7 protein-coding genes are annotated in these 13,533 nt (G+C 45.4%); all 7 read right to left on the bottom strand.

The annotated features are described in order from the left end of the window. Positions 1-37: 37 nt before the first annotated feature. Positions 38-3,088 carry a beta-galactosidase, LacZ type gene (lacZ, locus tag AC1VYS_RS10895; RefSeq protein ID WP_482914255.1) on the bottom strand — a complete coding sequence of 1,017 codons (3,051 nt, stop codon included), beginning with the start codon at positions 3,086-3,088 and terminating at the stop codon, positions 38-40. Positions 3,089-3,264: 176 nt separating this feature from the next. Beyond that, on the bottom strand, positions 3,265-4,095 hold the full coding sequence (locus AC1VYS_RS10890) for a carbohydrate ABC transporter permease (protein ID WP_090923918.1): 831 nt from the start codon (positions 4,093-4,095) through the stop codon (positions 3,265-3,267). After that, positions 4,088-4,987 carry a carbohydrate ABC transporter permease gene (locus AC1VYS_RS10885; RefSeq protein WP_090923919.1) on the bottom strand — a complete coding sequence of 300 codons (900 nt, stop codon included), beginning with the start codon at positions 4,985-4,987 and terminating at the stop codon, positions 4,088-4,090. The genes AC1VYS_RS10890 and AC1VYS_RS10885 overlap by 8 nt, the downstream gene beginning before the upstream one ends. Before the next feature lie 130 nt (positions 4,988-5,117). Further along, complete coding sequence (locus AC1VYS_RS10880; RefSeq protein WP_482914254.1) at positions 5,118-6,416, bottom strand: extracellular solute-binding protein; 1,299 nt, start codon at positions 6,414-6,416, stop codon at positions 5,118-5,120. Positions 6,417-6,749: 333 nt separating this feature from the next. After that, positions 6,750-8,519, bottom strand: a complete 1,770-nt coding sequence (locus AC1VYS_RS10875) for a cache domain-containing sensor histidine kinase (RefSeq protein ID WP_482914253.1) — start codon at positions 8,517-8,519, stop codon at positions 6,750-6,752. Positions 8,520-8,542: 23 nt separating this feature from the next. Continuing rightward, complete coding sequence (locus tag AC1VYS_RS10870) at positions 8,543-10,084, bottom strand: response regulator transcription factor (protein ID WP_482914252.1); 1,542 nt, start codon at positions 10,082-10,084, stop codon at positions 8,543-8,545. A 276-nt stretch (positions 10,085-10,360) separates the two neighbouring features. Then, positions 10,361-13,435: a X2-like carbohydrate binding domain-containing protein gene (locus AC1VYS_RS10865; RefSeq protein WP_482914251.1), complete on the bottom strand. Its 3,075-nt coding sequence runs from the start codon at positions 13,433-13,435 to the stop codon at positions 10,361-10,363. Between the last annotated feature and the right edge of the window lie 98 nt (positions 13,436-13,533).

The raw sequence follows: 13,533 nt of genomic DNA, 5'->3' as shown, positions 1-13,533 counted from the left end.
GGCAACAGTACTTGTTGTTCTTGCCACACTTTATTCCTTACAGTGAACGAATAACGAATTCAAAGCTCAGCTCACCATTGGAAGGAATTTGATATTCCGGATGTACCGGAGCGCCCCAGCTATCGTCACCGCCAACACCCATTTGTTTACCGGCTACAGTCACGACAGTGTAATGCACGGGTGGCAACTCATAGACATGTTGTGCATTTTCCAGTTCAAACGCTGTATACGGTGATACATTCAATTCAACCGGTGCACCGGAAGCTTCGATTTTGAAACCGCGTCCTGCATTGTCCGTCAGCTTAGCCCAGCGTACACCTGTACGGTTGCCCGACTCCTGCGGTACGAGATATGGAGCCATCGTATCTGCAACCTTGCTGCCATGAATGCCTAGACGAGCGCCAAATGCGCGATCCGAATAGTTTTCCTCTGGACCCATCGCCAGCCATTCCACGTTCTCATAATCGGGAGACGTTCTGAACGACAGTGCGTGGATTGGCAAGTTTGGCAATCCTTCGGTACCTTTGTACGTGTTGTGCACATGTACACTTCCATCCGCAAGCACCGTATAGATCACTTTCACCTCTACATCTGACGAGATGTTCAATTTATAGGTGAACTCAATCCGGTATTGATTCGATTTTTGTTCATGTTTCCATTCTACAGAACGTGGCAACAGACTAGCAGCGTACCATGCGCCTAGCTCGAAACCCATTGCTGTACCCTTATCATTGTCTGTCGTTGCACGCCAGAACAGTGGTGCAGGTGGAATCGCAATCGTTTCACGCCCAGAGAATTTCAGGGAAACCAGTGTTCCAAACTGCTTGGAGAACAAAGCATGCGTTTGACCAACGCGAACGCCGATGTTGACGTCACCTTCAACCACCTGAATATCGCTCACAACGTTTTTATCCGTTGCATCAGCTGCTTGATTACCTTCTTGTGTGAAAATGAACTGACCGAATGCTACTTCGTCACCTTTGTCTGCCCACAGCGTTGCTTCTTTCAACACGAACGCCACGTTTACAGCGTATTCTCCACCTGCAAGAGCTTTTGCATTCAAAGGAAGCTCTACTACGGTTTCACTTTCCGCAGGGACATTTACATCCAGTGTGCCGCGCAATACTTCATGTCCTTCACGCTCCAGGCTGTACACCAGTTCATACGCGGAAGTATCTGCGAACAGATTCTGGTTCACAATTTTAACGCCATCACGGCTTGGGAACAGTTTAATGTTCTGATACAGGAATTTAACCTCCTGCATTTTAGCTGTTACTTTGCGATCTGCGTGCACAATCCCGTTGCCGCAGAACGAATAATCCGAAGGACGATCTCCAAAGTCTCCGCCATACGCCAGGTACTCTTTACCGTAACGGTCTTTTTTGTAGATCGATTGGTCGATGTAATCCCAGATGAAGCCACCTTGATACATCGGGTACTTGTCTTCCAGTTCGGTGTATTTATGCATACCACCAATGGAGTTACCCATCGCGTGCATATACTCACAGCTAATATATGGTTTGGACGGGTTATCGTTCAGGAACTCTTCGATGTCAGCCGGCTTCGCATACATCCGGGATTCCATATCACTTGTTTCATCGAAACGGCGGTCGTGGAACACACCTTCATAATGAACCATACGTGTCGGGTCTGCCGATTTGAAGTATTGTGACACTTTGTAGATCACTTCACCGCCATGGGATTCGTTACCACAAGACCAGATCAGAATGGACGGATGGTTCTTGTCACGCTCTACCATCGAAATTGCACGATCCATAACAATGTCATGCCATTCCGGCTTATCGCCAGGGATTACCCAAGAAGGCTCTACCGCACCAAGCTTTTGCCAAGAACCGTGAGTTTCCAAGTTCATCTCATCAATCACGTAGAGTCCATACTCATCGCAGAGCTCATACCACAAGCTTTGGTTCGGGTAATGTGATGTACGAACGGCGTTCATATTGTTTTGTTTGATCGTACGCACATCCCACAGCATGTCTTCCTTCGTTACAGCACGACCACGGCGGGGATTGAACTCATGACGGTTTACGCCTTTGAACACAATGCGCTTACCGTTGATGTGCATCACTTTATCAATCATTTCGAATTTACGGAAACCAACAGCTTGAGGAACAACTTCCACAAGGTTGCCTTCTGCATCATACACACGGATGTACAGACGGTACAGATACGGAATCTCTGCACTCCAAAGGTTTACTTTACCGATTTCTTCGCGAAGTTGAACCAGACCATTATCAACGACATTACCGCCAAAAGTTTTGACCGTCTTCCCGTCCTTGTCCAGAAGTTCAGCTTCGATCCGTGCACCCGCTGCTGCTTTTCCTTCCAGTTTCAAATCCAGTTCCAACGTACCGTTCGTATACGAAGCATCCAAATCCGTGCGAACATGAACGTCACGAACGTGCGCAGCTGGCACAGTATACAGATACACATCTCTGAATATACCGGAGAAACGCCAGAAGTCCTGATCTTCTAACCAGCTGCCTGTACTGCGTTGATACACCTCAACCGCTAACTTGTTCTCCCCGTCGTGAAGGAATGGTGTCAGATCAAAGTCAGATGGCGTGAAGCTATCTTCCCCATATCCCACAAATTGTCCGTTAAGCCACACATAAAATGCGGATTCCACACCTTGGAATGAAATGTATACCGGGTTTGCTTCCCAGCCTGTTGGCAGATGGAATGTACGAATGTAGCTACCTACTGCATTTTTATCCTGTGGCAGAGCCGGTGGACGAAGTTCATTCAATCCATCCCAAGGATATTGCGTGTTCACATATTGAATCTGTCCGTACCCTTGCAGCTGAATATGTCCTGGCACTTCAATATCATCCCAGCCTTCGCTGGAGTACTCGGAAGAATAAAATAGTTCTGGACGGCAATCCGGACGAATCGCATAGTTGAATTTCCATGTTCCATTCAGATCGTAACGCATTGACATCGTAGCGGAAGCCTTTGCCTCCTCCATCGTGCTGTAGTAACGGTGATCGGAGTAGGCATGAAGACGGTTGACCTCAAATACACTAACGTCACCTAACCAGTTGATATCTGCTTTTGTTGCTTTCATCGGCTCTCTCTCCCTCTATAATACAAATTTCGTTATGGATTTTCGTTGTGAGTTCATTGAAACTTACGCTGCAGTTTCTCGATCTGCATCTATACAAAAAAGATAGAGGTACGCCTGTACAGGCGTCCTCTCTTCTTTCCTGCATTCGTCCAGTTGGACGTAATATGCACTTATGCTTATTTTACGGAACCAACCATACCTGCAACAAAGTGTTTTTGCATGATGAAGAACACCAGTGCAGTTGGAAGTGTTGCAATAACAACTGCTGTCATAATAACGCCGTAATCTGGAGCATAACCTGCGCCCAGGTTGGAGATCAGGAGCGGAATGGTTTGCTGATCTGGCGTTTGCAATACGATGAGTGGCCATAGATAGTTGTTCCAGCTGCTCATGAATGTAATGATCGCTGCTGCTGCGTATGTTGTTTTCATCGTAGGCATGTAGATTTTCAAGAAAATACCCAGCTCGCTCAGACCGTCAATCCGACCTGCTTCCAACAAATCTTTCGGGAACATTTTGGTGTTCTGACGGAAGAAGAAGATCAGGAACGCTGTTGTGATGGTCGGGATAATAACCGAAGCCATTGTATTAATACCGATTGCCGGTGCTGCACTCGAAATGGTTGCAAACATCCGATAGAGCGGAATCATAATCGCTGCAAACGGGATCATCATCGACATGAGCAGGATGTTAAACACGATATCGCGGGATTTTGTCCGAAATACTTCAAACCCGTAACCCGCCATGGAACCAATCAAGAGAGCAAGAATGGTTGACACGATGGAGATAATCGCTGAGTTGCTCAGTGCCTGAATCAGATTCGTAGTGTCGAGCAATTTGTTGATGTTTTCAATCAAAGCGGAGCCCGGCAGCAACGTGCCTCTAGTTACGTCTACTGATTTGTTTGTAGCGCTGACGATCATCCAGAAAAATGGGAAGATGGAAATAAAAGCGACGAGGGACAGGAAAACATATGTGAAAATGCGTTTTGCTTTTGAATTAGCCATTTTTATTATCACCTGCCACTTTGAACTGGATGATGGACAAAATAATGATCAGAATTACGATGGAATACGAAACGGTTGCTGCATAACCGAAGTCCGGTGAATATTTGAACGAAAGGTTGTAGATGTATTGTGAGATCGACATGGTCGCGTTACCTGGACCACCTTTGGTAATATTCATAATTTCATCAAAGATTTGCAATGTACCAATCGTTGATGTAATGGACGTAAAGAGAATGATCGGTTTGAGCAATGGTACAGTAATCTTGAAAAATTGAGTGAAAGCATTGGCTCCGTCAATCTTCGCTGCTTCATAGATCGATTGATCGATGTTTTGCAAGGATGACAGATAGAAAATCATGTTATATCCGGTCCAACGCCAAGTAACGGCGATTATGATCGTAATTTTAGCCCAGAACGGGTCGGTAATCCATTGAATTGGTGTGCCGATAATGTGTAAACCCAGCAAAGCTTGGTTCACCATACCATCCGGTGCAAACAAATATTTGAATACAACCGAGTAAGCAACAAGTGAAGTTACACAAGGCAAGAAAATTGCAGTACGGAAAAAGCTCCGGAAACGCAGTGTGCTGTCATTCAGCAATACGGAAATGAACAAACCGAGAATGATCATTAAAGGTACTTGAATGATTAAGTAAATGAACGTGTTTGATAATGCCGTACGGAACGTGGTATCAACGAGCAATCTTTTGTAGTTCGCTAGGCCCGAAAACTCAAGGTTGGCACCTTTGCCTGACTTGAATGATAAGAGCAGCGCTTGAATCATCGGATAGAAGTAGAATGCTACAATTCCGACAACAGCCAGCAAAACAAAAGCCCATCCAGTCAAATTATTTTTCTTTTGGAGACTGTCTCCTGTATTTATGGCTTTCACAGTATGGCTCCTCTCTCTCCATGCAACATGGTCAGAACCTACAGAGCCTCTCGCCATGTCCAGCTCGACTTGCGCCAGACAAGGGAGACGGCTCCGTTGTTTCCTAGGTTCTATAAGTTACCTTGGGATATTAGTTTAATTGTGCCTCAGCTTGTTTTTGTGCATCATTCAGAACGTCATCGATTGATTTACCGTTCAGGTATGCTTGCATTTCAACAACCAAGATATCTTCGATTGCATAAGTGTTGCTACCATAGTTTACTTTTGGAATTTCTTTTGTCCAGTTAGCGAAATCAGCGAAGATTTTTTGACCGCTGAAGAACTCGTCTGGTTTGTTGTATGCTTCACCATCAACAGCCGGCGTGTACGTACCGATTGCACCGATTTTAGTCAACAATTCTTGATACAACTCTTTGTCGGAACCAAAAGTTTTAGCCATAAAATCAGCCGCTTGATCTGCACCAGGAACATCATTCATGATGTACCAAGAGCTACCACCCAAGTTGGATGCGTGTACAGAGTTTGCTTGACCAGCCATTTTCGGCATTGGAGCTACAGCCCATTTACCGGATTGGGAAGCTTCTTGACGAACGGATGGTGAGAACCAGTTACCTGTAGGAATTGTTGCTATAGCACCGTTATTGGCGTTGGCAACGAATTGGCTCCAGTCGGAATGCAATTTAACAATGTTAGCATCCATCATTTTTTTGTATGTTTCGAACGCTTCTTTCAATGCAGGGTTGTTGTTCAGATCAGGTGTTTTACCATCTTCAGCTGTGTACCATTTACCTGCAGTTTGGATCATCATACGGATGATACCCAGGTCGTTCGGGTCAAGAGACAGAAGCTCTTTACCTGTTTTTGCTTTTACAGCTTCACCGATTTTGATGTAATCATCCCACGTGATATCTTGCAGGTCAGCAGCTTTGTAGCCTGCTTCTTCAAGCAAGTCTGTTCTGTAGTACAAACCAGCTACGCCGGAGTCAAACGGAATACCGTATTGTTTACCTTCGTAAGAAGTTGGTCCAATTTTATACTCTGCAAAATCGGATGCTTTAATTGTTGAAGACAAATCTTTGAACGCATCTGGATAAGCGCTCAGGAAGCTTTGTGCACGATAGTCTTCAATCAGAACTACGTTTGGCAGACCGCTGCTTGTTCCGGAGTTCAATCCAGTGTTCAGCTTCTGAATGATCGCATCTTGAGCATTTTCAATGATGTTGATTTTAAGATCAGGGTTTTCTTTTTGATAAATGGCTTTAGCTTGCTCCAGAGCAGCAACGTTAAATGCTTTATCCCAAGCCCAGATCGTAATTTCTTTTGCTTTCTCGCCGCCACCACCGCTAGCAGCTTCTTTACCTCCACCGCCGGATGAACATGCGGACAACAGCAATACGGTTACGAGCATCAATACCCACATTTTTTTCAAAACATTCAACTCCCCTTCGACCTCTTTGTTTGTAAATTTGTTTGCGTTTTCTGAAAGCGGTTGCTTCCGATGTATTCATCTTATCATTCCCATTTCTCCATTCGTTAGTAAAAATTTTGTGCAGATTTGTCTTCTTATTGCCACAATGAAAACCTTTACAGAAAACGGTTGCACTTAATTTGGTTTTTTGTACTTTCTTTTGATTTTGTACTATTTTGAGCTGAAAATTTTACAAATATGCAGTGAGTCCGTGATTTTGCATATGAAAAACCCCTCATCTCCGGGGATCAGAAATGAAGGGTTGTTGTATTTTGAGACTTTTTGTTATCTTTTTCAACTCGTAATCAACGGCAACGTTACAGTGACTCTTGTCCCCTCGCCAACGTTGCTCATAATCGTCACACCATAAGGTGAGCCGTACAACAACTCAATTCGATCATGCACGTTTCGAATACCTATGCCACTGAACAGTTGACGATTATTTTTCGGATTGGGTAGTGCTCCTTCTACATTAAGTCCTGCAATACCATCTCCATTATCCATGATCTCACAAACCAATGATTCCCCTGCGCGGGAAACCATCACATGGATCGTACCCGTTTCTTTTTTGATAAATCCATGGAAGAAGGCATTTTCGATAAATGGCTGAATCACCAGCTTGGGAACATGAAAGTGCGTGCAGTCCGGAGCTACATAAAAAGCTGCTTTGATCCGTCCGCCATAGCGCACATGGTTAATGAAGACATAATTTTTCAGGTTCTCGACCTCTTGCTCTACTGTTACCGTCTCTCTGACATCGCTAATCGTATTTTGCAACAAACCAATTAGCGCATTAATCGTTTCCGCGGCCCGATCTTTATTGCCCTGCTGTACCAGAACTTTGACAGAAGCCAGAGTGTTATACAGAAAATGAGGATTAATCTGGCTTTGCAGCGCCGCGAGCTCGGCATTACGTTGCTCTCGCTGCGTCTGTACCAACTGGTCCACATAATCATGCAGTTCGTCTAACATGTAATTGTATGCATGCCCCAGTTGTCTGCTCTCATAACTGCCACTGATCGGGATATAGTTATCCAAATCACTCTTCGTAATGTTGGACATCTGTTTGACCAGTCTGCGCAGTGATTTCGTCATCTGACTTGTAATCAGGAACACCAGCAACAGAGCCGCAAACACAATTGCAGCGCAGATCAAGGCGACCGTTTTCATATCAATCAGCTGTCCCATCGCAGATTCTTTATCCACAATGTTCACCATGTACAAACGGTAAAATGGTAAATATTCAGATACGATGATGCTTTCCTGCCCCATGACTCTTGCCGTAATATTTTTGGGTGCTGTTTCATTCATCGTCTGGGCATAAGATAACAGTTCACGTTGCGTCGTACCGATCCAGTCTTCCCGGTTAGAGGATACGATCTCCCCTTTTTCGTTCATAATGACGACATCATTGCCTCGGCTTGTAAAATTGGCATAGAAATTACGAAACGACTCTTCTCTCATCGTGATATAAACGGTACCGTAAATCCGGTTTCTCGCTCGATCTGTCAGCGCTTTGGTCGCAGAGATCATTTGCAATTTACCCTCTTTGGTTTGGGCCTGATAGTCATCAAAGATCAGACGGCTCGGCGACTCGGTCGCTGCCTTCGTGATCTGATCCTGTTTCAATTCTTCCGCTGTTTTCTGAATGTATGAAGGATTCGTAGAAAAACTTCGTCCATTGACACCCGCAATCGTAATACCTACTTCATAAAACTCAATGATGGATTGAACCCGCTTCATCGTTTCACGCATACTGTAGTACGATCTGGACATGGTAACCGAATTCCCATCTCCATCCGACAGGAACCCTCGAATCGCTCCACTCTGGGCCACATTGTTAGTCACCGCAGCGATGGAATCGTTAAACGCATCAAAATTCGTTTTGATCTGGCTGAGCACCTTCGAATTCGTGATACTGAACGTTTCTGTAAACAGGTTGGTTGACATATGAATTGTTGTCCACAATATAAGCACCGAAACCAGGACAATACTGACAACCATAACCGATATTATCTTGGGGAATAATCCGAGGCGCGACAAGCCATTTTTCCACTTTTTCATGAAGTAATCTCATCCATTTCTAGTTAAGCCCAAAATTTACGCCGATAACGACTTGGAGATAGTCCTGTGAACTTTTTGAACACTTTACAGAAGTAACTGTGATCTGAATAGCCTACCATGCTGCTAATTTCCGATATCGTGACATCATCCGATCGCAACAATTCCTCCGCTTTTTCAATGCGAATCTTGTTCAGATATTCATTAAATCCTTCTTTTTTATGAGAAGAGAAGTAACTGGATAGGTATGACGGGTTAAAATGAAAGTGTTTGGCCACTTCGGACAGCCCCAAGGGCTGGTCATAGTTTGCATGCATGTAATCAAGCAACATCGTCATATTCGGGTCACTTCGTCTGCTTCCTGAACCGGAAACACATTCCTGAACCTCCGTCATGAATTGATCCAGAACCAGCATCACTTCGGTAAGGGTCGAGGCTCCATCCACATTTTTAAAATACGTATATTTACCCTCTTCAAGCCCAGCTGACTGCACATCCATATCTGCCAGAGTAATCGTAACATTGAAGATCAAGTTACCCAGAAATGATTTGATCTCAAATACATCAGCAATATAGTCTCTCCCAAGTGTCGCTGCATGTTCATGTAAATATTCTCTGGCTGTTTCCACCCGATTGCGTTTCACATGCTGCAAGAACATATTAACGTTGAATTGATACCCTGCAGGATGCATCGGTGGAAGCTCACCATCAATCAAAATAGAACGATTCGTATAATAGAAGCAAAACTCCATTAGTTTAATCAGACGATCACGATAGATTTCACCCATCTTTTCAAATAAGTTAAATCTCTCACTGAGCACCCACACTGGAGCATTTTGCCCAGTTCCTGCTTCCTCGGCCCATTCCTTGATCTGATCCACCATACCTGCGTCTTGCTCAGGTTTTACATTTAACAACATAACAGGCAGTCGGCTATCTGCTGGTAAAACGACACATTCGATCTCAGGCATACGACGCCGAACTTGAGCTTCAATCTGTTCATGATCCTGATTTTTCAAATGGCGATCAACAGGCTGAAATGCCAGTAAACGAAAAGCACCTAACGGGAAACTTTCACGAATGACCGGCATTTCGTTGTCTTCATCCAGCGTAAAACCAGACAACATTTTCTCCATTAATTGACCAAGCCGCCAGCCATCATGAGAAGGCTCGTATTGAAGCTCAGGTATTTTACCAGCCGTACGTCTTAGCACTTCCAGAAGTTCATTGGTGTCCAGCTTGGGCTTCAATATGTAATCTGCCGCTCCATGCTGCAATGTAGATCGAACATATTCGAACTCACTGAAACTGCTCAGCACAATGACCTCAATATGCGGATACCCCGCTTTGAGTGTACGAACAAACGTTTCACCATCCATAACAGGCATTACAATGTCGGTAATGACAATATCCGGTTTTAGAAGCTCCACTTGTTGCAAGCCCTCTTCACCATTGGATGCTTCTCCAACAATATTAAATCCTTCAGCTTCCCAATTCATGTGATGCTTGATGCCCTGTCTAACCAAAAATTCATCGTCAACAATCAGCACCTTGCATAACCGGTTCATGATCGCGACCCCCCTGTCTCATCTATCACTCTATATCTATACGGTTTAGCCCTCTATATGTTGGTTATCGAACTCTCCCCTTGTTAGCGGTTACATGAACAATATAATAATCGTACATATTGTTATATCTTAAATCCTATGTTTAAGCAATAGTTACTACCTATAGTTTACACTATAATTCGACAAAACAAGAAGTCCCAAAACGCCGCGACCTACTCTGGCATCTTGAGACCTCTTGTTCATTATTATTTTCTCAATTCAATCATAAACCGAATGTTACGGCTCCATTCCCCATTCAAGTTGTCCAGCAACATATCCAGTTACTTTGGACCAGTCAGCATAAGAGGTATGTGTCCCTTCAAAGGAGTAATCATCCGTTTGAGTGTAATTGGTCCAATTGTCTTTGGAAAAGCGAGTCTGGATTTCCGTGCTCTGTCCTACGTCTAACGTTCCTGCAGTTGCCTTGAATCCAACCTCTAACATATGATCCGCTCCTGGCAATGCCGGATTAATGGAACTGAACGTACCGGTAACATTGGCACTTCCCACAGCAGCCCAATCGCAGAAGAAATTTTGAGGCTGACTACCGTCAATCGTATAGTAATATCGAATTTTCACATCGGACAGATGGAGTGGAGTCGTGCCCGTATTGGTGAGTCTGAATTTAGGAGTGATTGAACTGCCCGTAGCTGACGTTGTACCGTTGTACATCTCAATGCGAATCGTTCCACCTGGAATCACAACCGTAGTGTCCTTAATGGTCAGGTTCAGCACAGCAGGATTACCTGCACTGAACTGGAATGTTAACGCAACTGAGCCCTTAGGCAATGTAGCTAAATAGCTTTGTTGAAGCACAACCTCATTACCGGCTACGATATAGTCAGTGCCAGCCGTAAGTAACATGTTACCATTACGAATCGAAGTCAGTGTATTGCCATTGAGAGTTAACGCGACAGGGATGTTAGCCTGATGATTCGGATTCAGATCAAATTGAGCTGTTACCGGAGTAATGGTTGAATTCGGTACAGTTGGTGTGCCGCCATTACCGTTAACCGGGTCAGCATAGAATATTCCGCGTCCATTGGTACCCAGATACGCTCTGCCATAAATGCGCGGGTCCCCTGTAATGGTAGTTACACGAGCATACTGGTGCTGATCATCGTTAATCCGCACCCAGCTCGCTCCACCATCGTCAGAACGGAAAAATCCACGGGTTCCGTCAATCTGTGCAACGATATACAAGGCAACAACACTTTGGCCTGGGGCTGCTTTACCAAAACCAACGCTGTCCGCTTCTTCTACATTGGCAAGCTTGGTAAAAGTCGCTCCAGAGTCTGTTGAGTGCCACAGACCATAGGGGCCCTCTTCTTCATTCCCTCCAGCAAACCACAGTTCACCTTCTACACCTGGAACAGCGTCGAGATCCGAATTGCCTGAGGCAGGAAGCCCAGTAGCCGGAGATACTGTGAATGTTGCACCACCATTAACACTAACGTAGATTTTCCCTGCGGCAAAGCCATAAAACTTGTCAGGGTTGACCCGGTCGGAAATCACTTTGGCCCCCGCAGGTATACCTGTACTTGCCGTCCATGAATTACCGCCAGCAGAGTAGAACACTCCGCGATCCGATGTGCTCCATAACAGACGATTGCCTGTGGCTGAAATGGCTACTGTCCCGCCTCCAGCTGTACCTGAAGGTTCTGAACTAGCTTTGTACCATGTTTTTCCTCCATCACTGGATAAACCAATCGACTTCGCGTTGGGATCAACCGTATAATCCGCTTTGCCCACACGTACCATCGTGTTCGGGCTAAGCTCGGCAAAATCAAGGCTTTCCGTTGAAGGATAGTTTGGATTGGTGAACATGGTGGCTGGAGCTTGAGTCAGATCGTCATGACGGAACCCAGCAACGTCACCCAATCCGCTAACTAGATGGGCCCCGCTTGGCGGGCTGATCAGATCGATGACATTCGTTTCTTCAATGCCTTTGGCCATGACCGAAATGTTGATTTTCTTGTCGTCATCCCAATCAGTTAGATTGTTAGTTCCGTAGATCGTCGCACCGGTTCCATACATCAACCGATCCGAATCAAACGGGTCAATCTCCAGAGCAGCAATCATCCAGCCCAGCTTCGGTGAAATTTCAGGCGGAGCAGGATTAACACCGAAAGTTAACCAAGGTGCCGCGGAAATATCCTGCGTGTATCTGAATTTACGATCAGGATATCCTTCAAAGTCCCAAATACGTGTCCAGGTGTCCCCTCCATCTTTACTACGGAACAAGATGGCATCTGGCCACCAGGAGTTGAGCGTAGCAACCATCATTGTGCCAGGCTCCTGTGCATCAATGGCCAAACCGCCATATCCATAGTAGTTATCTGAACTACTGCTGGGTACAGGACTAATGTTCTTCCATACTCCGGTTGCTGTGTTCAGCTTCCAGACGTCCCCTTTGGTTCCGTCATAGGGGCCAGCACCATTGCTGTAAGTGATATACAGGCTTCCATCCACGTCCATTTTCCCGTGATGTGGCAGATAACCCGTTGGTTGTCCGGCAACCGCAGTCCAAGTCAATCCTCCGTTTGTACTGCGATAGATGCTTTCACTTTTGTCGGCTACCCCAACGTAAATCGTCTGTGATGCCTGTCCGGCAGAACCACTCGTTTCATCAAAGGTGATCCAAGCCAAGCCTACAATGTCACTTGTATATTCCGTAGCAGGATTTTCAACATAGTTACCCGGATTCGGAAAACTGGTCACTTCACTCCAAGTTACTCCATAATCTGTACTTTTCCATAGTCCGTTACCGCTTCGAGCTCCAAAATACAAAATGCTGTGATCATTCGGATCTACAACCAGACGCTCTCCCATGGAACGGCCAGGCATATTACCTCCTACCTTGAAGGGCAGCTCGGTTTTCTCCCACGTATCTCCGCGATCAGTGGAACGGAAAATATATCCGTTGTCCTTTACCCATGAGTTCGTATACGTCCCTACAGCCATATACACCCGATCCGGATCAACAGGGTCGGAGGCGAGTGCATCTACCCCGTTATTGTTCCAGTCGTCCCAGCCTACAAAGTCAGTAAGCGGAGTCCAGCTACTATCCACAGGGTTCCAGCGATAAGCTCCTCCTATGTCAGTACGCGCATAGATCAAGTCCTTTTCAGATTCATTAAAGATGATGCCGGGTATAAATCCTCCGCCTCCGCCAGTAACGACGTTTTTCCATTCGTAGGCCTCACTTGGCGCTGCCTCTGAAGTTCTTGCCATCCCCAGACCACCCAGTGAAGCTGTAACAATCGCCACACTCAAACTCATGATTCGGAGCTTGCTCATCCACGTTCTCATCTCAACAACTCCTCCTTTTCACGTTTGTACATCTTGGCAATTCGGTCTATCCCCGCTGTCTCATCCTGTTGATGATGGCGTATCAGACGAATCCATAC

It is taken from the genome of Paenibacillus sp. G34, from assembly GCF_056856875.1.
The sequence above is the reverse complement of the archived record's forward strand: the minus strand, read 5'-3'. Positions and strand labels throughout refer to the sequence as shown.

Bases quoted from the DNA above. Each gene is read 5' to 3' on its own strand.
- lacZ (WP_482914255.1), bottom strand. From the start codon at position 3,088: ATGAAAGCAACAAAAGCAGATATCAACTGGTTAGGTGACGTTAGTGTA.
- AC1VYS_RS10890 (WP_090923918.1), bottom strand. From the start codon at position 4,095: ATGGCTAATTCAAAAGCAAAACGCATTTTCACATATGTTTTCCTGTCC.
- AC1VYS_RS10875 (WP_482914253.1), bottom strand. From the start codon at position 8,519: ATGAAAAAGTGGAAAAATGGCTTGTCGCGCCTCGGATTATTCCCCAAG.
- AC1VYS_RS10870 (WP_482914252.1), bottom strand. From the start codon at position 10,084: ATGAACCGGTTATGCAAGGTGCTGATTGTTGACGATGAATTTTTGGTT.
- AC1VYS_RS10865 (WP_482914251.1), bottom strand. From the start codon at position 13,435: ATGAGAACGTGGATGAGCAAGCTCCGAATCATGAGTTTGAGTGTGGCG.